We start from the raw sequence: 18,320 nt of genomic DNA on the forward strand, positions 1-18,320 counted from the left end.
ACGAAGGAGCGGGACGTGAGCGAGAGCAGCGCGGAGACGGCGGAAGCCGTCGCGGGCGCGACCGCCGCTGCCGTCGGCAACTGGCGTCTCGCCGGTCTCGCCGGCGCCGCGATAGGCGTGGTCGCGGCGGGTGCCGCGGCCGGCGTCGCGATCGAGCGGATGACGGTCGGCCGCGGCATGCGCAGGAAGGCCCGGCTGGCCCTCGACTCGGCGGGGCCGTACGGCACCCTCCGCGGCACCCCCGGCAAGGCGTACGCGGACGACGGCACCGAGCTGTACTACGAGGTCGACGACGTCGAGCGGGAGCGGATCCCCGCGCAGCGCCGCCGCCGGCTGTTCGGACGCAAGACCCCCGCCCCGGTCACCGTCGTCTTCAGCCACGGCTACTGCCTCAACCAGGACTCCTGGCACTTCCAGCGGGCCGCGCTGCGCGGCGTCGTGCGCACCGTGCACTGGGACCAGCGCAGCCACGGCCGCTCCGGGCGCGGCATGGCCCAGGCCGACGGCACCCCGGTCTCCATAGACCAGCTCGGACGCGACCTCAAGGCCGTGATCGACGCGGCCGTGCCGGAGGGGCCGATCGTGCTCGTCGGGCACTCCATGGGCGGCATGACGGTCATGGCCCTCGCCGACCAGTACCCCGAACTGATCCGCGACCGGGTGGTCGGCGTCGCCCTCGTCGGCACGTCCTCCGGGCGGCTCGGCGAGGTCAACTTCGGGCTGCCCGTCGCCGGCGTCAACGCGATACGCCGCATCCTGCCCGGAGTGCTCAGAGCGCTCGGGCAGCAGGCCGAGCTGGTGGAGAAGGGACGCAGGGCCACCGCCGACCTGTTCGCCGGGATCATCAAGCGGTACTCGTTCGCGTCCCGGGACATCGATCCGGCCGTCGCCCGATTCGCCGAACGAATGATCGAGAGCACGCCGATCGACGTGGTCGCCGAGTTCTACCCGGCCTTCACCGACCACGACAAGACGAAGGCGCTCGCCCGCTTCGCCGACCTCCCGGTGCTCGTCCTGGCCGGCGTGCAGGACCTGGTCACCCCCAGCGAGCACAGCGAGGCCATCGCCGACCTGCTGCCGGACGCCGAACTCGTGCTCGTCCCGGACGCCGGGCACCTGGTGATGCTGGAGCACCCCGAGGTCGTCACCGACCGCCTCGCCGACCTCCTGATGCGCTCGGGAGCGGTCCCCGCAGGGGCTACCGTGGGGGGCTATGGAAGCACCAGCACCGCACAGCCCGGCTGAGACCCCCGTGCCGGGCGTCACCACCGAGCTCACCGTCACCTCCCCCGAACAGATGCAGGAACTGGGGCGCCGGCTGGCCAAGCTGCTGCGCGCCGGCGACCTCGTGCTGCTCAACGGCGAGCTGGGCGCGGGCAAGACCACGCTGACCCGCGGGCTCGGCGAGGGGCTGGGGGTGCGGGGTGCGGTCACCTCGCCGACCTTCGTCATCGCCCGCGTGCACCCCTCCCTCGTGGACGGCCCGCCGCTGGTCCATGTGGACGCGTACCGGCTGGGCGGCGGCCTGGAGGAGATGGAGGACCTCGACCTCGACGTCTCGCTGCCGGAATCGGTCGTCGTCGTGGAATGGGGCGAGGGCAAGGTCGAGGAGCTGACGGAGGACCGCCTGCACGTGACGATCCACCGGGCGGTGGGCGACACGACGGACGAGGTCCGGCACGTGACCCTGGCGGGGCTCGGGCAGCGCTGGACCCGGGTGGACCTGGGCGCGCTGTCCGCCTGAACCCGGGCGACCTCTTCCGGGGGAGCATCGGTGCCCTCTTTCCGGGGGCGACGGCGCCGGCGCGGCGACGACCGTCCCGACAACACGTCGGCAAGCTGTTGCGCTGCGGGCATCCCCCGTGGTCACATGGATGGCGAGACCTGAGTTAGGTGTACCTAACCGTGCCGCCCCCGCGACACCAGGAGGCGTCCATGCCGGCCGCAGAACGAGATGAGTGCCAGCCGCGCGTGGTGCCCGCAGCGGGCGGCGCGCCGTCGATGAAGGACCTGCTCGCGTCGTGCGCCGCGGCCAAGGCGGTCTCGACCCCGCCGAGGGACCCGGCCCCCGTCGAGCCGCGGCCGGCTTCCGTGACCGAGGAACGGCGCAGCGCCGCCTAGCACCTCGGGGGCGCAGCGCCGCCTACTGCCTCCAGGTCCGCCGCGCCGCCCACCACCTCGGGGTGCCCGGCGCCGCCCAGTACCCCGGGGAGCGCAGGACCCCGGGCCGCTACTTGACGACGACGACCTTCTGGCTGATCGTCGCGAACTCCCACATCGCCGTGCCGTCCGCGCGCGCCTCGCGGATCCCGCCCAGCTTCTTCGACGTGTCCGGCTTCGGCGTCGAGCCGTCCACGGCCGCGCTGAAGCCGAACACCACGCCGTCGCTGAGCGCGAACCGCACGATGTGCTCCACCTGTTTGCCGTCCGAACCGGTCCCCGCAGCGGTCCGGGACGTCACCGTGTACGTGCCCGGGGCCGGGTCCACCGTCCCCGGCATCACCGTGAAGGTGCGCTCCACCTTGTTGTCCGTGCCGACCAGCCACACCCGGTCGTCGTCGAGCGAGTACACCACCCGCTCCCTGCTCCCGGAGCCCCCGGGCAGCGCCGCGGGGTCCGTGCGGTCGCGCGGGGCCTTGGCCGCGCCGGCCCCCGGCGACTTCTCGACGTGCGGCTTGCCCAGCGTGTCGGGCACGTTCGCCGACGCCTGGTAGGCGAGGAAACCGACCGCGGCGACGGCCGCCACGGTGAGCCCGGCCACGAATCCCGAGCTGCTCCTAGCCACCCTTGCCCACCTCTCGGATCGATCACCTTCGGGGCGCTTCGTGCCGGTGTCGAGAACCCGATCGTGCTCGGCGCCGCGCGCCTGTGCGCCCTCGGTCTCTCCACACCGGCGCGCCCCTGCCCCGCTGCACGCGCTTGCGTCGCACACCTTTGCTGTGACGGTAGCAGCAGCCGCGGTGCGGACCGGCCCGGCCGTGCGACGGGCGCGGGCGCCGTAGGCTGTTTGCGTGCTCTTGCTCGCTCTGGATACCGCCACCCCCGCCGTGACCGTCGCCCTGCACGACGGCACGTCCGTCGTCGCCTCGACGAGTCAGGTCGACGCCCGGCGGCACGGGGAACTCCTGCTGCCCGCCGTCGACCGGATCCTCGCCGAGGCGGGGACCCGGCTCGACGCCGTCACCGGCATCGTCGTCGGCGTGGGCCCCGGCCCGTACACCGGGCTGCGGGTCGGCCTGATGACCGCCGACACGTTCGGACTCGCGCTCGGCGTGCCCGTGTACGGCCTGTGCACCCTCGACGGCCTCGCGTACGCCTCCGACCTCACCGTGCCGTTCGTGGTCGCCACGGACGCGCGCCGCAAGGAGGTCTACTGGGCGCGCTACGACGACGCCCGCACCCGGGCCACCGAGCCCGCCGTCGACCGGCCCGCCGAGATCGCCGAGAAGGTCGCGGGCCTGCCCGCCGTCGGCGCCGGCGCACTGCTGTACCCCGACACCTTCCCGCAGGCCCACGAGCCCGAGCACGTCTCGGCGGCGGCCCTCGCCTCCCTGGCCGCCGAGAAACTCGCCAAGGGCGAGGAACTGCCCGCGCCGCGCCCGCTGTACCTGCGCCGCCCCGACGCGCAGGTGCCCAAGAGCTACAAGGTGGTCACGCCCAAGTGACCGCTCCCGTGACGCCGCCCGAGACGCCCCGGCTGCGCGAGATGCGCTGGTGGGACATCGATCCCGTGCTGGAGCTGGAGAAGGACCTCTTCCCGGAGGACGCCTGGTCGCGGGGGATGTTCTGGTCCGAGCTCGCGCACTCCCGCGGCCCGGAGGCGACGCGCCGCTACGTCGTCGCCGTCGAGGGCGAGCGCATCGTCGGCTACGCGGGCCTGGCCGCCCAGGGCGCCACGCCGGACAGCGGCTACGCCGCGGTCGGCGACATCCAGACCATCGCCGTGGCCCGCGACCGCTGGGGCACGGGCCTCGGCGGGCGGCTGCTGACCGAGCTGCTGCGGGCCGCGACGGCGTTCGAGTGCGCCGAGGTGATGCTCGAGTGCCGGGTCGACAACGTTCGCGCGCAGAAGCTGTACGAGCGCTACGGCTTCGAAGCCATCGGGTTCAGGCGCGGCTACTACCAGCCGGGAAACGTGGACGCGCTGGTGATGCGCCTGACCACCACACCCGACGGCGACTTCGCCGCGGGCTCCCCATCAGTACGAGGAACCGAGATCAATGGCTGACCAACCCCTGGTCCTGGGGATCGAGACGTCCTGCGACGAGACCGGCGTCGGCATCGTCCACGGGACCACCCTCCTCGCGGACGCCGTCGCCTCCAGCGTGGACGAGCACGCGCGTTACGGCGGTGTCGTCCCGGAGGTGGCCTCGCGCGCCCACCTGGAAGCGATGGTGCCGACCATCGAGCGCGCGCTGAAGGACGCGGGCGTCTCGGCGAAGGACCTCGACGGCATCGCGGTCACCGCCGGGCCGGGCCTGGCCGGCGCCCTGCTGGTCGGCGTGTCGGCGGCGAAGGCGTACGCGTACGCGCTGGGCAAGCCGCTGTACGGCGTCAACCACCTGGCCTCGCACATCTGCGTGGACCAGCTCGAGCACGGCGCGCTGCCGGAGCCGACGATGGCGCTGCTGGTCAGCGGCGGCCACTCGTCCCTGCTGCTGTCCACGGACATCACCTCGGACGTGCGGCCGATGGGTTCGACGATCGACGACGCGGCGGGCGAGGCCTTCGACAAGATCGCGCGCGTGCTGAACCTCGGCTTCCCGGGCGGCCCGGTCATCGACCGGTACGCCAAGGAGGGCGACCCGGACGCGATCGCGTTCCCGCGCGGCCTGACCGGCCCGCGCGACCCCGCGTACGACTTCTCCTTCTCCGGCCTGAAGACGGCCGTGGCCCGCTGGATCGAGGCCAGGCGGGCGGCGGGGGAGGAGGTCCCGGTCCGCGATGTGGCCGCGTCCTTCCAGGAGGCGGTGGTGGACGTGCTGACCCGCAAGGCGGTGCGGGCCTGCAAGGACCAGGGCGTCGACCATCTGATGATCGGCGGCGGCGTCGCGGCGAACTCCCGGCTGCGTGCCCTGGCCCAGGAGCGCTGCGAGGCGGCCGGCATCCGCCTGCGCGTGCCGCGGCCGAAGCTGTGCACGGACAACGGCGCGATGGTCGCCGCGCTGGGCGCGGAGATGGTCGCCCGGGGCCGTGCGGCGTCGTCCTGGGACCTGTCGGCCGACTCGTCGCTGCCGGTCACGGACCCCCATGTGCCGGGCCAGTCGCACGATCACGACCACGTGCACGAGGTGAGCAAGGAGAACCTCTACTCGTGACCGTCGCCGTGATGTGGGAGGCCCGGGCGGTCGCCGGCCGGGGCGAGGAACTGCTGGCCTGGGTCCGCTCCCAGGAGCTGACGCCCCCGCCCCTGCGCCGCGAGACCTTCCGGGCCCCGCAGGACCGCGTCCTGGTCATCACCTGGTGGGACGCGGACTACGCCGCCGACCTCCCCGAACTCCCCGAACCGGACGGAGAGTTGGTCACCCGGGCGGTGCACCGGTGGCGGTTCGAGTCGGTGTCCGCGGTGACGCCGGGCTGAAAAGGCGTGAGAAAGTGAGATTTTCCGAAGAATGACGGCCCGGTGTCTCCGCTGGTCATAATTCGGACTTACGTTCCTCTGTGTGACTTCAGATGACGAGCAGGGGGGTGGCCGTCGGCGGCCACGTCTGATGAAGGTCGTCGGTGCCGTCGCGGCCTGCGGCATCGTCCTCGCGGCCGCCGGGGCGGCCTGGGCGTACTGGCACCTGGACCACGGCATCAAAAGCGTCGACATCGACGGCGCGCTCGGCGACGACCGGCCCGCCAAGGCGGTGACGACACCGTCCGCGTCGGCGTCCCCGCTGCCGACCGGTTCCCTGAACATCCTGGTCCTGGGCTCCGATTCGCGCAGCGGCAAGGAGAACGCGGCCCTCGGCGGCGGCGACGTCTCGGGCGCCCGCTCGGACACGGCGATGGTGGTGCACATCGACGCGGGCCGCACCAGGGCCACGGTGGTCAGCATCCCGCGCGACACCCTCGTCACCCGGCCCTCGTGCCCGCTGGCGTCGGGCGGCAGGACGGCGGTGGCGTACGGGGCGATGTTCAACACCGCCTACGAGCTGGGCGGTCCGGTCTGCGCGGTCAAGACGGTCGAGTCGATCACGCGGATCCGTATGGACCACTTCCTGGAGATCGACTTCTCCGGGTTCGCCAAGCTGGTGGACGCGCTGGGCGGGGTCACCGTGACGACCGACCAGAACATCGACGACGACAAGAGCCATCTGCACCTGAGGGCGGGCTCCCACCACCTGAACGGCGAACAGGCCCTGGCCCTGGCCCGCACCCGGTACGGCATAGGCGACGGCAGCGACCTGGGCCGTATAGGCCTGCAGCAGAGACTGGTGAAGGCGCTGCTGGACCAGCTCGCCTCGACGAGTCTGCTCACCGACCCCGTGAAGCTGTACCGCGTCGCGGACGCGATCACCGGCAGCCTGACCACGGACACGGGCCTGGACTCCCTGCCGGAGCTGACGCGTCTGGGCGAGAGCCTCAGGGGCCTGGCGTCGAAGAACGTGACGACGGTGATGATGCCGGTGGTGCCCGCCCCCTCGGACGCCAACCGGGTGGTGGCGAAGGAGCCGGCGGCGGGCGAGCTGTGGGCGTCGCTGCGGTGAGGCCGGCCCGGAAAATCCGTCGAAGAAAATCCGCGGGCCGTGTCGATCCGCAGGGCGCTCGTTCGACGCAAGGGGTGTGAGGCCGGGAACAGCCCGGCCGCCGTACCCGAGGAGTCACCATGCCGCGTTACCTGTCGATCGTGCGCGTCGACGAGACCACCGCGCCCGCGGAGGGCCCGAGCCCCGAGCTGATGCAGCGGATGGGCGAGCTGATCGAGGAGATCACCAAGGCCGGGGTCATGCTCGACACCGCCGGGCTCACGCCGGCCGCCCAGGGCGCCCGGGTGCGCTGGGAGGGCGGGAAGCTGTCCGTCACGGACGGCCCGTTCACCGAGTCCAAGGAGGTCATCGGCGGCTACGCGCTCATGCAGTGCAAGGACAGGGCCGAGGCGATCGAGTGGGCCAAGCGGTTCGTGAAGGTGCACGAGGAGTACTGGACGATCACCTGCGAGGTCCGGGAGATCGCCGAGGGGTGAGCGCCGCTTTGCGTCCGCCCGCCGGGGGTATTGGATGGTGGGCTGTGGAACGACAGCCCGCCGCCTCCCCCGCCTGTGACGGTCCCGTCGGCGCCATCGAGACGGTCTTCCGCATGGAGGCCCCGCGCGTCATCGCCGGTGTCACGCGGATCGTCCGGGACGTCGGGATCGCCGAGGAGCTGGCGCAGGACGCCCTGGTCGCCGCGCTGGAGCAGTGGCCCCGGGACGGTGTGCCCGACAACCCGGGGGCCTGGCTCATGGCCACCGCCAAGCACCGCGCGATCGACCTCGTACGCCGCCGGGAGCGGTACGCGCGCAAGCTGGAGGAGGTCGGGCGGGACCTCGAGGCGGCGCCGCACCACGTGGACGTGCCGTCGGACCCGGACGAGATCGACGACGACCTGCTGCGGCTCGTGTTCACCGCCTGCCACCCGGTGCTGTCCGCCGAGTCCCGCATCGCCCTCACCCTGCGGCTGCTCGGCGGGCTGACCACGGCCGAGATCGCTCGCGCGTTCCTCGTGCCGGAGGCCACCGTCGCGCAGCGCATCGTCCGCGCGAAACGGACGCTCGCGACGAAGGGCGTCGCCTTCGAGGTGCCGTACGGCCCCAAGCGGGAGGCCCGGCTCGGGTCCGTGCTCGAGGTCATCTACCTGGTCTTCAACGAGGGGTACGCGACCACGGCCGGCGACGACCTGCTGCACCCCGCCCTGTGCGAGGACGCCCTGCGGCTGGCCCGGGTGCTGGCCGAGCTGATGCCCAAGGAGCCCGAGGTGCACGGGCTGGCCGCGCTGCTGGAGTTCCAGGCCTCCCGCACGGCGGCCCGCACCGGGCCGGACGGCGAGCCCGTGCTGCTCAAGGACCAGAACCGGGCGCGCTGGAACCGCCTGCTCATCGCCCGCGGCATCGCCGCCCTCGGCCGCGCCGACGCGGTCGCCGCCGCGGGGGCCCCTGGCCCGTACGTCCTGCAGGCCGCGATCGCCGCCTGCCACGCGCTCGCGCACACGTACGAGGAGACGGACTGGGCGCGCATCGCCACCCTGTACGGTCTGCTGGCCGCCCGCTCCCCGTCACCCGTCGTCGAGCTGAACCGTGCGGTCGCCGTCTCCATGGCGGAGGGACCGGGTCCGGCCCTGGAGATCGTCGACCGGCTGGCCGCCGAACCGGTCCTGCGCGGCTACCACCTGCTGCCGAGCGTCCGCGGCGACCTGCTGGCCCGGCTCGGGCGCACGGCCGAGGCGCGTGAGGAGTTCGTCCGGGCCGCCGCCCTCGCCCGCAACGAACGGGAGCGTGCGCTGCTCACGGCGCGGGCGCAGGACTGTCGTTAGAGCAGGACTGTCGTTGGACGGGGTGCCCGAGCAGCATGGTGGGCGCCCCGGCGACCCGGGTCAGGAACACGGTCACCGCCTGGGGGCCGTGCGGCTTGGGCAGGACCTTGCGGCGCAGTTCCTCCGGTTCGACGGCCGAACCTCGCTTCTTCACGGTCAGGATGCCGACCTCCCGCTCCCGCAGCAGCGCCTTCAGCTTCTTCACGTTGAAGGGGAGCCGGTCGGTGATCTCGTACGCGGTGGCGTACGGGGAGTCGCGGAGCTCGTCCGCCGTCACGTAGGCGATCGTCTCGTCGATCAGGCCGCCGTCCACGTCCTCGGCCACCTCCGCCACCAGGTGCGCGCGGATCACGGCGCCGTCGGGTTCGTAGAGGTAGCGGCCGAGGGGGCGCACCGCCGGGTCGGGCAGGCCGCGCCCGCGCAGCACGCGCGGGCCGGGCAGGAGCGTGGCCCGTACCGCGCCCGGCCGTGTGCCGAACCACAGCACCGCCTCCTTCACGTCCCCGCCGTCCGAGATCCACTCGGCCTCCGCCTCGCCGGGCACGGCCTCGTGCGGGATGCCCGGCGCCACCTTCAGGGCGGCGTGCGGGGCCTTCAGCGCCGTGGCCACCGCCCAGGACAGCGGGGGCGAGTACGCCTCCGGGTCGAAGATGCGGCCGCGTCCTCCCCGCCGTGCGGGATCGACGAAGACGGCGTCGTACGAGGACACGTCCACCTCGGTGACGTCGGCCTCGCGGACCTCGATCAGGTCGGCGAGCCCCAGCGCGTCGGCGTTCGCGCGCGCCACGGCGGCCGTCAGCGGGTCGCGGTCCACGGCCAGGACGCGGAGGCCGGCCCGGGCGAACGCGATCGCGTCGCCGCCCACGCCGCAGCACAGGTCGGCGACGGTGGACACCCCGAGGGCCCGGAGCCGCCCGGCGCGGTGGGCGGCGACCGTGGCCCTGGTGGACTGTTCGACGCCGTTGGGGGTGAAGAACATCCGCTGGGCGTCGCCCGTGCCGAACTTCGCCGCCGCCCGCTCGCGCAGCCGTGCCTGCGCGAGAGCCGCGGAGACCAGCTCGGCCGGGTGCTCGCGGCGCAGCCGGGTGGCGACGGCCAGCTCCCGCGCCGGATCGGTGCCGCGCACCTCGTCCAGGAGGGCGCGGCCCTCGGGGGTGAGCAGGGAGGCGAAGGAGAGGTCGTTCACCCGGTCATTGTCGGCCAGTCGGTGGACGGCGTGCGCCCGGCCGCGGTGTCGGCCCGCCGTGGCCGCCGGGCGCTGGAAGGATCCGGCACCATGCGGCTCGTAGGACAAAATGACAAAGAGTGCGCAAAGTGCACCGATGTGCGTGCGTCGCGCTTGACCGGTCCCGGGTCGACGGTCGCGGCCCGGACGATCCCCAGGGCACGGCGGCTGCACGCACTGCTGGCGGGGATCCTGGCCGCCGCGGTCCTGGCCGGGACGGCCGGCTGCGCCCAGTCGGTCGACCCCATCGAACGGCTGGGCAAGAAGGCGGCGCAGAGGGTAAGCAGGTCGCACGGACCGCACGACGGGGCGTACCTCCACTGGGGGCTCAGCGCCCCGCTCGCGCCCGCGCCCTGGCCGGCCCGCCCCCTGCCGCGGCGCGCGGACCCGGACGACGAAGGGCTGCCGGAGGTCCTCGACCGCGTCCCGACCCTGGACAAGGTCGTGTTCCTCACCTACGACGAGGGCGCCGAGCGGGACCCCCGGTTCGCCGAGATGGTCCGAGAACTGCGGCTGCCGGTCAGCGTGTTCCTGGACGGCGCCGAAGGGCCGGGCTACGCGCGGGTGGCACGGCTGCGGGCGGCCGGGGCGACCATCCAGAACCCCACCCTGGACCACACGGGGCTGCGCGGCCGGCCCTACGCGGAGCAGCGCGCCCAGATCTGCGCCGGGCGGGACCGTCTGCGTACCCGCCTGGCCCGGCGCCCCCTTCTGCTGCGCCCGCCGTACGGCAGGTACGACCGCACGACCCTCCGGGCCGCGGCGGACTGCGGCGTCAAGGCCCTGATCCTGTGGCGCCCGACGCACGCCTACGGAAGGTACGCCGCCCCCCACCCGGGCGACATCCTCCGCCCCCACGAACCGGGCCGCCCGCTGGCCTCCCTGACCACGGAGACGAGCCGCATCCTGCGCCGCCTGCAGTCGAGGGGCTTCACGGTGGCCCGTCTGGAGGACTACCTCTGACCGGCGGCCCGTCCGGAGGACCACCTCTGACCGCCCGGTTCGAGGACGGGGCCGTCAGGCCGGTCCGGGAGTCCGGGGTGGAGTCCCGGGGGCGGCCACCCCACTTCCGGGTGAACGGCGAACCCGGGGGGACCCGACTCACCCCGGCGCGCGGGGTCGGCATTGGCACTCCGCTTGACCGAGTGCTAATCGCGGTCATAGTCTCGGCTCTGGCACTCGACACCAGAGAGTGCCAACAAAGCGACGGGCAGGTCCGGCACCCGCGACGACGGATCGACCTGGTCGCCACCTCAGACAGTTAACCCCGTGAGATCTCCGAAGGGGGAGGTCGGATCGTGACGACCGCCAGCTCCAAGGTTGCCATCAAGCCGCTCGAGGACCGCATCGTGGTCCAGCCGCTGGACGCCGAGCAGACCACGGCCTCTGGCCTGGTCATCCCGGACACCGCCAAGGAGAAGCCCCAGGAGGGCGTCGTCCTGGCCGTGGGCCCGGGCCGTTTCGAGGACGGCAACCGCCTTCCGCTCGACGTACAGGTCGGCGACGTCGTGCTCTACAGCAAGTACGGCGGCACCGAGGTGAAGTACAACAACGAGGAGTACCTCGTTCTCTCGGCCCGCGACGTGCTCGCGATCATCGAGAAGTAATTCACCGCATTCCTGCTGTGAGCTGCGCCCCTGGCCCCCGCGACCGATAAGAGAAGCCGGGCGCCCGGGGCGCAGTTTCGTTCATCCAGATTTCCGAGAGGGCTCCCGCTGCCATGGCGAAGATCCTGAAGTTCGACGAGGACGCCCGTCGCGCCCTCGAGCGCGGCGTCAACAAGCTGGCCGACACGGTCAAGGTGACCATCGGTCCCAAGGGCCGCAACGTCGTCATCGACAAGAAGTTCGGCGCCCCGACCATCACCAACGACGGCGTCACCATCGCCCGTGAGGTCGAGATCGAGGACCCGTACGAGAACCTCGGCGCCCAGCTGGTCAAGGAGGTGGCGACCAAGACCAACGACATCGCGGGTGACGGCACCACCACCGCCACCGTGCTCGCCCAGGCGCTGGTGCGCGAGGGTCTGCGGAACGTCGCCGCGGGTGCCTCCCCGGCCGCTCTGAAGAAGGGCATCGACGCCGCCGTCAAGGCCGTCTCCGACGACCTGCTGGCGACCGCCCGCCCGATCGACGAGAAGTCCGACATCGCCGCCGTGGCCGCGCTGTCCGCCCAGGACCAGCAGGTCGGCGAGCTGATCGCCGAGGCGATGGACAAGGTCGGCAAGGACGGTGTCATCACCGTCGAGGAGTCCAACACCTTCGGTCTGGAGCTGGACTTCACCGAGGGCATGGCCTTCGACAAGGGCTACCTGTCCCCGTACTTCGTGACCGACCAGGAGCGTATGGAGGCCGTCCTCGACGACCCGTACATCCTGATCAACCAGGGCAAGATCTCCGCCATCGCGGACCTGCTGCCGCTGCTGGAGAAGGTCATCCAGGCCGGCTCCTCCAAGCCGCTGCTGATCATCGCCGAGGACGTCGAGGGCGAGGCCCTGTCCACCCTGGTCGTCAACAAGATCCGCGGCACCTTCAACGCGGTCGCCGTCAAGGCCCCCGGCTTCGGTGACCGCCGCAAGGCGATGCTGCAGGACATGGCGGTCCTCACCGGCGCCACGGTCGTCTCCGAGGAGGTCGGCCTCAAGCTCGACCAGGTCGGCCTGGACGTGCTGGGCTCCGCCCGCCGCGTCACCGTCACCAAGGACGACACCACGATCGTCGACGGCGCCGGCAAGTCCGAGGACGTCGCGGGCCGCGTCGCCCAGATCAAGGCCGAGATCGAGATCACGGACTCCGACTGGGACCGCGAGAAGCTCCAGGAGCGCCTCGCGAAGCTGGCCGGCGGCGTGTGCGTGATCAAGGTCGGCGCCGCCACCGAGGTGGAGCTGAAGGAGAAGAAGCACCGTCTGGAGGACGCCATCTCCGCGACCCGCGCCGCGGTCGAGGAGGGCATCGTCTCCGGTGGTGGCTCCGCCCTCGTCCACGCCTCCAAGGTGCTGGCCGACGGCCTCGGCAAGGAGGGCGACGAGGCCACCGGTGTCGCCATCGTGCGCCGCGCGGTCGTCGAGCCGCTGCGCTGGATCGCCGAGAACGCGGGCCTGGAGGGCTACGTCATCGCCTCCAAGGTCGCCGAGCTGGAGAAGGGCAACGGCTACAACGCCGCCACCGGCGAGTACGGCGACCTGATCAAGGCCGGCGTCATCGACCCGGTCAAGGTCACCCGCTCCGCCCTGGAGAACGCCGCCTCCATCGCCTCCCTGCTTCTGACGACCGAGACCCTCGTCGTCGAGAAGAAGGAAGAGGAGGAGCCCGCCGCGGCCGGCCACGGCCACGGTCACGCGCACTGACGCACGTCCTGCGTAGCCGAAGGCCCGGCACCCCGAGAGGGGGTGCCGGGCCTTCCCGCTGTACCGGAGGGGCCTACTGCTCCAGCTCGTCCAGGGCGCCGAGCTGCTCCATCAGCCCGAGCTGGTCGTGCTGCCACCAGGTCTCGGCGATCTTGGCGTCCGCACCGAAGCGGAAGAGGGTCATCCCGGTCATGGTGACCTTCCTGCCGGTGGCGGGGATCCCCAGGAACTCGCCCTTGTGCGTGGCGTCCCAGGTCCACCGCGCACACACCCGGTCGCCCTGTTCGATCAGCTCGTGGACCGTGAAGGTGAAGTCGAAGGCGTCCCGCCACATCCGGTACTCGCGCCGGATGGCGTCCAGGCCGATGGTGTCCTGCGGGTTGACGGGGTCGTGGCTGTGGCAGCCCTCCGCGATCAGGTCGTTGAGCGGTGGCAGTTCGCCCGCCGTCGCCAGCGTGTCGAACAGGCGTCGTACCGCATCCGTGTACAACTGCTCGTCCCGCACCACCTCCAGATCGACGAAGGTGGGCATCTCGTCGCACAGGGCGACCATGTCACGGAAGACCTGGTCGGTCTCCGGAAGGTTGGAGTTCCGCATCGCCTCCTCGTAGGAGGGGAACTCCACGATCTCGATGAAGTGCGAGGCGTCGGACCGGTCCCTGCCGATCACGTCGTGGGTCGCCGTCCGCCTGCCCCTGGTCTTCTCGACCCATCTGTCCATGATCCGGTTCATCTCGTCGAACCGGCTGGTCTTGCAGTCGATGAGCTGCACGAATGTCATGACGCCGCCTCCGACCCCCTGGGTCCTGACGCAGATACGCCCCATTTTCCCACCCGAGGGGCGGCGTCACCCGTGCTACTGCGGCCCGTACTTCCGCCCCGTCCGCGAGCTGATCCCGCCCAGCAGCGCGCGCGGCGTCACCTTCACCACGCCCATCAGCACCTTGTACCGCGGGTCCGGGATCGACAGCGTCCTGCCGCGGGCCAGGTCGGCGAGCGCGGCGGCCACCAGCTTGTCCGCGTCCAGCCACATCCAGTTCGGGATGTTGTCCGTGCCCATCCCGGCCCGCTGGTGGAACTCGGTGCGCACGAAGCCCGGGCACAGCGCCATCAGCCGTACGCCCGACCCGGCCAGGTCCTTCGCCGCGCCCTGCGTGAACTGCACGACCCACGCCTTCGACGCCCCGTAGGTGCCGCGCGGCACGAACGCCGCCACCGAGGCCACGTTGACGATCCCGCCCCGACCGCGGGTGCGCATCGCCTCCGCCGCCGCGCTCGTCAGCCGCAGCACGGCCTCGCAGTGCACCTTGAGCATCCGCAGCTCGTCGGCCATCGGCACGTCGAGATAACGGCCCTTGTTGCCGAAGCCCGCGTTGTTCACGAGCAGGTCGACCGGGTTCCTCAGGTCGGACAGGCGCGCCGCCACCGCCTCGATGCCCTCGTCGGCGGCCAGGTCGGCCGTCAGGACCTCCACCTCGACGCCGTGCCGGTCGTGCAGCTCGGTCGCCTGCTCACGCAGCCGTTTCGTGTCGCGTGCCGCCAGCACGAGGTCATGGCCGTCGGCGGCCAGCCGCCGTGCGAACGCGGCGCCGATGCCCGCGGTCGATCCCGTAATCAGAGCCGTTGTCATGGGCCAACGATAGTGACCCGGAGTCGGCGAGTCCGCCCGGTGGACCGGGCATTTCACCGGCTCCGCGGCCAACGTTCATGTGCCACCGGTCAGTTCCGGGCCGCGTATTTGCGTGCGTACTCCCGTGCCGCCGCGGCGCTCTCCGGGTGCAGTGCGTCGCCCGCCGCCAACAGGCGCGGCAGCAGGTCCCGTTCCGTGGTCACCGCGCGGAACTGCAGGGCGACCGTGATGTCGTGCTCGGGCCGGTGCACCACGGTGATGGGGTCGCCGGCCCGTATCTCACCCGGCTCGATCACCCTGAGATAGGCGCCCGGCGCGCCCCGGCGCGTGAACCGCTTCACCCAGCCGCGCTCGCCCAGGTGCTCCTGGAAAGTACGGCACGGTATCCGCCCGCAGGTCACCTCCAGGACCAGCTCCGGCCCGATCCGCCAGCGCTCGCCGATCCGTGCTCCGGCCACGTCGAGCCCCTGCGTGGTGAGGTTCTCGCCGAACGAGCCGCTCGGCAGCGACCGGCCCAGCTCGCGCTCCCAGCCGTCGAGGTCCTCGCGGGCGAACGCGTACACCGCCTGGTCGTCACCGCCGTGGTGCCGCAGGTCGCACACCGCGTCCCCGGTCAGCCCGCTCCCCCCGGCGCCCTTCGGCCCGGGCGCCGTCACCCGCACGGGCCCGTCCACCGGCCGCTTGTCGATGCCGGTGAGACCCTCCGGCTGGTCGGTGTACTCGACGGCCACCGGTCGGCCCACGTTCAGAGACAGAAGCTTCATGCCCGCACGGTAAGGGACCCCGAGTCAAAGCGTCGACGCGATATTCGCCGCTCTGTCCAAGACTCTTTTATGATCGCAGCGTGATCGAGGCCCGACATCTCCGCGTACTGCGCGCCGTGGCCACCACCGGCTCCTTCTCGGCGGCGGCCCGCGAGCTCGGCTGCACCCAGCCCGCCGTCAGCCAGCAGATGAAGGCCCTGGAGGCGTCCGTCGGCACGCCGCTGCTGGTCCGCAGCGGCCGCGAGATGCGCCTCACGGAGGCGGGCGAGGCGCTGGTGCGGCATGCGGCGGGCATCCTCGCCGGGCTGACCGCCGCCGAGGAGGAGGTCGCCGCCATCGCGGGCCTGCGGGCCGGCCGCGTCCGCCTCGTCTCCTTCCCGAGCGGCAGCTCCACGCTCGTCCCCACCGCGCTGGCCGCCCTGCGCGCCGCGCACCCGGGCACCCGTGTCTCCCTGGAGGAGGCCGAGCCGCCGGAGTCCGTGGACAGGCTGCGCGCCGGTGACTGCGACATCGCGCTCGCCTTCCGGTACGAGGGCGCCGAGGCGGGCGCCGAGGAGTGGGACGACCTGGTCGTACGGCCGCTGCTCACCGACCGGCTCGTCGGGCTCGTCCCCGAGGGGCACCGGCTGGCGCGTGCCGAGTCGGTCGCCATCGGCGAACTCGCCGGGGAACCGTGGATCGCGGGCTGCCCGCGCTGCCGGGGGCGGCTCGTGCAGGTGTGCGAGGGTGCGGGCTTCACGCCGCGCATCGACTTCGCGACGGACGACTACCCGGCGGTGGTCGGTCTGGTGGGCGCGGGCCTCGGCGTGGCCGTCCTGCCCCAGCTCGCGGTCGAGTCCGTACGTCCGCGGGGAGTGCGTCCGGTCGCGCTCGAGCCGGCGGTACGCCGGGAGATCGTCGCCCTCACGCTGCCGGACCTGGCCCAGGTGCCGGCGGTGGCGGCGACACTGGGGGAACTGGCGCGAGCGGCCGTGCGGTAGGGGTGCCGGACGGGGATCGGCGGCGCGTACGGCTGGGGTCGGGGCGCGTACGGCCAGGGTTCGGGCGCGTAGGGCTGGAGTCCGGGCTTTTGCGTAGGGCAGGAGTCCGGGGCGCGTAGGGCTGGGGTCCGGGCGCGTACGGCAGGGGCGTGGCGCCTGCGGCAGGGACGCGGCGGTGGATTCTCGTGTGGCTGCGGCGGATCCGGTGGCGGATTCTCGTGTGGCTGCGGCGGATCCGGTGGCGGATTCTCGTGTGGCTGCGGCGGATCCGGTGGCCGACTCTCGTGTGGCCGCGGCGGGCTCTGCGTGGCTGCGGCGGGCTCTCGCCTCGTGGCGGGGATCCGCGGGATGCGGTGACGGGTGCGGCTGGGATGGGGAATGCCGACGGCCCCCGTATGTCCCCTGAACGGCCCGACCCGTGAAACGGCCCCCTCGTGGAGGTGCCTGCCCCCTGAAACAGCCCCCTCGGGGCGCTGGACGCCCCAACGTCGGGCACCTGTGCGTGCCCGCGACCGAAGAAACGTTCCTTCAGTTGTTCGAAGAGGCGTGACCGTGGCCACCGCCCGTCGTCGAGGCCGGTACGAGCCGGTTCCGCGCCCGCCCCATGAGCTCCTCGCGCTCGTCCTCGGTCAGCCCGCCCCAGACCCCGTACGGCTCGCGCACCGCCAGGGCATGGGCCGCACACTCGGCGCGGACCGGGCACCTCATGCAGACCTCTTTGGCCGAGTTCTCGCGAGCGCTCCGGGCCGCCCCGCGTTCACCCTCCGGATGGAAGAAGAGCGAACTGTCGACCCCACGGCAGGCCGCATGGAGCTGCCAGTCCCACAGATCCGCGTTCGGACCGGGAAGGCGGGAGAAATCTGCCATTGCGTGTCCCCTTGTTGCCGTTCTGGGCGGATATGGGTTCTCGACCGTGCAGCGACGATCTTATGGGATGAAAATATGACTCATTGCGAATCTAGCTCCAGACACCAGCTAACAGGAAGAAAAGCGGCTAAATGGGGCATAGGTTGTGATGAAAGTTCGGGGTTACGCTGCGCGTGTCTGCACCGTGTCCGCGCCCTCACGTACAGTGCCGAAGATGGCTTGCTGCACCGTAACTCTTTCGAGTGACCATCGTTGAGAGTGCGGAGGCGGTTGAAACAACAAGCGCTCGGGCAGGCGTCCGAGGGCGTCGACCGCACAGGTGACGATTCGTACCAGCCTGGAGGCTCAAGGTGACGCGCATCAGCTGCGGAGGGCGGTCATGACATCCGTCCTCGTCTGCGACGACTCCCCGCTTGCCCGAGAGGCGCTCCGCCGCGCGGTGGCGACCGTGCCCGGTGTCGAGCGCGTGACGACGGCGGCCAACGGCGAGGAAGTCCTCCGCCGCTGGGGTGCCGACCGTTCGGACCTGATTCTGATGGACGTACGCATGCCCGGCCTGGGCGGCGTCGAGACGGTCCGGCGGCTGCTGTCCGCCGACCCCGGTGCGCGCATCATCATGCTCACCGTCGCGGAGGACCTGGACGGGGTGGCGCTCGCGGTCGCCGCCGGCGCACGGGGCTACCTGCACAAGGACGCCTCGCGCGCGGAGTTGCGCGCGACCGTCACGCAGGCCCTCGCCGACCCGACCTGGCGGCTCGCGCCCAGGCGGCTGCGCTCGGCCGAGATGGGCGCCGCGCCCACGCTCACCGCGCGCGAGATCCAGGTGCTCGAGGGCATGAGCCACGGCCGTTCCAACGCGGAGATCGGCCGTGAGCTGTTCCTCTCCGAGGACACCGTCAAGACGCACGCCCGGCGTCTGTTCAAGAAGCTCGGCGCGTCCGACCGCGCACACGCGGTGGCGCTCGGCTTCCGGTGGGGCCTGGTCCGCTAAGTGGATCATCGCGGGGGTGCG

The 18,320-nt window shown here is 72.2% G+C and carries 21 protein-coding genes; 15 read left to right on the plus strand and 6 right to left on the minus strand.

Features of this window, described 5'->3' with window-relative positions:
• The first annotated feature begins 15 nt into the window (after positions 1-15).
• The 3 genes from ACZ4SW_RS01375 (at position 16) to ACZ4SW_RS01385 (ending at position 2,121) form a co-directional block, all read left to right on the plus strand.
• The gene (locus ACZ4SW_RS01375) at positions 16-1,245 is read left to right on the plus strand and encodes an alpha/beta fold hydrolase (protein WP_468236318.1); all 1,230 of its coding nucleotides are present in this window, start codon (positions 16-18) and stop codon (positions 1,243-1,245) included.
• Entirely contained in the window at positions 1,214-1,744 is a 531-nt protein-coding gene (gene tsaE / locus ACZ4SW_RS01380) for a tRNA (adenosine(37)-N6)-threonylcarbamoyltransferase complex ATPase subunit type 1 TsaE (protein ID WP_468236321.1), read from the plus strand. Before ACZ4SW_RS01375 ends, tsaE begins: the two co-directional genes overlap by 32 nt.
• Positions 1,745-1,935: 191 nt before the next feature.
• Complete coding sequence (locus tag ACZ4SW_RS01385) at positions 1,936-2,121, plus strand: hypothetical protein (protein ID WP_468236324.1); 186 nt, start codon at positions 1,936-1,938, stop codon at positions 2,119-2,121.
• A gap of 109 nt (positions 2,122-2,230) precedes the next feature.
• Here ACZ4SW_RS01385 and ACZ4SW_RS01390 read toward each other — a convergent pair whose 3' ends face one another.
• Positions 2,231-2,785: a hypothetical protein gene (locus tag ACZ4SW_RS01390; protein WP_468236327.1), complete on the minus strand. Its 555-nt coding sequence runs from the start codon at positions 2,783-2,785 to the stop codon at positions 2,231-2,233.
• 226 nt (positions 2,786-3,011) lie between these two features.
• On the opposite strand from ACZ4SW_RS01390, the gene tsaB reads away from it, so the two are divergent.
• From tsaB to ACZ4SW_RS01425, 7 genes are all read left to right on the plus strand, one after another.
• Positions 3,012-3,665, plus strand: a complete 654-nt coding sequence (gene tsaB / locus ACZ4SW_RS01395; protein WP_468236330.1) for a tRNA (adenosine(37)-N6)-threonylcarbamoyltransferase complex dimerization subunit type 1 TsaB — start codon at positions 3,012-3,014, stop codon at positions 3,663-3,665.
• 8 nt (positions 3,666-3,673) lie between these two features.
• On the plus strand, positions 3,674-4,228 hold the full coding sequence (rimI, locus tag ACZ4SW_RS01400; RefSeq protein WP_468236689.1) for a ribosomal protein S18-alanine N-acetyltransferase: 555 nt from the start codon (positions 3,674-3,676) through the stop codon (positions 4,226-4,228).
• On the plus strand, positions 4,221-5,318 hold the full coding sequence (gene tsaD, locus ACZ4SW_RS01405) for a tRNA (adenosine(37)-N6)-threonylcarbamoyltransferase complex transferase subunit TsaD (protein WP_468236332.1): 1,098 nt from the start codon (positions 4,221-4,223) through the stop codon (positions 5,316-5,318). Before rimI ends, tsaD begins: the two co-directional genes overlap by 8 nt.
• Positions 5,315-5,581, plus strand: coding sequence for a hypothetical protein (locus tag ACZ4SW_RS01410; protein WP_468236335.1), 267 nt, complete (start codon positions 5,315-5,317; stop codon positions 5,579-5,581). Before tsaD ends, ACZ4SW_RS01410 begins: the two co-directional genes overlap by 4 nt.
• A gap of 130 nt (positions 5,582-5,711) precedes the next feature.
• Positions 5,712-6,695, plus strand: coding sequence for an LCP family protein (locus tag ACZ4SW_RS01415; RefSeq protein ID WP_468236692.1), 984 nt, complete (start codon positions 5,712-5,714; stop codon positions 6,693-6,695).
• Positions 6,696-6,814: 119 nt separating this feature from the next.
• Entirely contained in the window at positions 6,815-7,171 is a 357-nt protein-coding gene (locus tag ACZ4SW_RS01420) for a YciI family protein (RefSeq protein WP_468236337.1), read from the plus strand.
• A gap of 44 nt (positions 7,172-7,215) precedes the next feature.
• Positions 7,216-8,496 carry an RNA polymerase sigma factor gene (locus ACZ4SW_RS01425; RefSeq protein WP_468236339.1) on the plus strand — a complete coding sequence of 427 codons (1,281 nt, stop codon included), beginning with the start codon at positions 7,216-7,218 and terminating at the stop codon, positions 8,494-8,496.
• Here ACZ4SW_RS01425 and ACZ4SW_RS01430 read toward each other — a convergent pair.
• Positions 8,468-9,682: a class I SAM-dependent methyltransferase gene (locus ACZ4SW_RS01430; protein ID WP_468236341.1), complete on the minus strand. Its 1,215-nt coding sequence runs from the start codon at positions 9,680-9,682 to the stop codon at positions 8,468-8,470. The genes ACZ4SW_RS01425 and ACZ4SW_RS01430 overlap by 29 nt on opposite strands.
• 153 nt (positions 9,683-9,835) lie before the next feature.
• Here ACZ4SW_RS01430 and ACZ4SW_RS01435 point away from each other — a divergent pair, with 153 nt between their 5' ends.
• The 3 genes from ACZ4SW_RS01435 (at position 9,836) to groL (ending at position 13,067) form a co-directional block, all read left to right on the plus strand.
• Positions 9,836-10,684, plus strand: coding sequence for a polysaccharide deacetylase family protein (locus ACZ4SW_RS01435; protein ID WP_468236344.1), 849 nt, complete (start codon positions 9,836-9,838; stop codon positions 10,682-10,684).
• Positions 10,685-11,019: 335 nt separating this feature from the next.
• A complete protein-coding gene (gene groES, locus ACZ4SW_RS01440) occupies positions 11,020-11,328 on the plus strand; it encodes a co-chaperone GroES (protein WP_086729066.1) in 309 nt (102 codons plus the stop codon).
• Between the two features lie 113 nt (positions 11,329-11,441).
• A complete protein-coding gene (gene groL / locus ACZ4SW_RS01445) occupies positions 11,442-13,067 on the plus strand; it encodes a chaperonin GroEL (RefSeq protein WP_468236346.1) in 1,626 nt (541 codons plus the stop codon).
• A 73-nt stretch (positions 13,068-13,140) separates the two neighbouring features.
• Here the strand turns inward: groL and ACZ4SW_RS01450 are convergent, their stop codons facing one another.
• The 3 genes from ACZ4SW_RS01450 to ACZ4SW_RS01460 all read right to left on the minus strand — a co-directional run bounded on the left by ACZ4SW_RS01450 (position 13,141) and on the right by ACZ4SW_RS01460 (position 15,461).
• Positions 13,141-13,848: an ester cyclase gene (locus tag ACZ4SW_RS01450; RefSeq protein ID WP_468236349.1), complete on the minus strand. Its 708-nt coding sequence runs from the start codon at positions 13,846-13,848 to the stop codon at positions 13,141-13,143.
• 75 nt (positions 13,849-13,923) lie between these two features.
• Positions 13,924-14,697 carry an SDR family NAD(P)-dependent oxidoreductase gene (locus tag ACZ4SW_RS01455; protein WP_468236351.1) on the minus strand — a complete coding sequence of 258 codons (774 nt, stop codon included), beginning with the start codon at positions 14,695-14,697 and terminating at the stop codon, positions 13,924-13,926.
• 89 nt (positions 14,698-14,786) lie between these two features.
• Positions 14,787-15,461: an MOSC domain-containing protein gene (locus ACZ4SW_RS01460; RefSeq protein ID WP_468236353.1), complete on the minus strand. Its 675-nt coding sequence runs from the start codon at positions 15,459-15,461 to the stop codon at positions 14,787-14,789.
• An 80-nt stretch (positions 15,462-15,541) separates the two neighbouring features.
• Between ACZ4SW_RS01460 and ACZ4SW_RS01465 the strand changes: the two genes are divergently transcribed.
• Positions 15,542-16,441, plus strand: coding sequence for a LysR family transcriptional regulator (locus ACZ4SW_RS01465; RefSeq protein WP_468236356.1), 900 nt, complete (start codon positions 15,542-15,544; stop codon positions 16,439-16,441).
• A 528-nt stretch (positions 16,442-16,969) separates the two neighbouring features.
• Here the strand turns inward: ACZ4SW_RS01465 and ACZ4SW_RS01470 are convergent.
• Positions 16,970-17,308, minus strand: a complete 339-nt coding sequence (locus ACZ4SW_RS01470) for a WhiB family transcriptional regulator (protein ID WP_468236359.1) — start codon at positions 17,306-17,308, stop codon at positions 16,970-16,972.
• 379 nt (positions 17,309-17,687) lie between these two features.
• Between ACZ4SW_RS01470 and ACZ4SW_RS01475 the strand changes: the two genes are divergently transcribed.
• Complete coding sequence (locus ACZ4SW_RS01475) at positions 17,688-18,299, plus strand: response regulator transcription factor (RefSeq protein ID WP_003948568.1); 612 nt, start codon at positions 17,688-17,690, stop codon at positions 18,297-18,299.
• The last annotated feature ends 21 nt before the right edge of the window (positions 18,300-18,320 follow it).

The sequence above is a fragment of the Streptomyces sp. NPDC028331 genome (genome assembly GCF_055565775.1).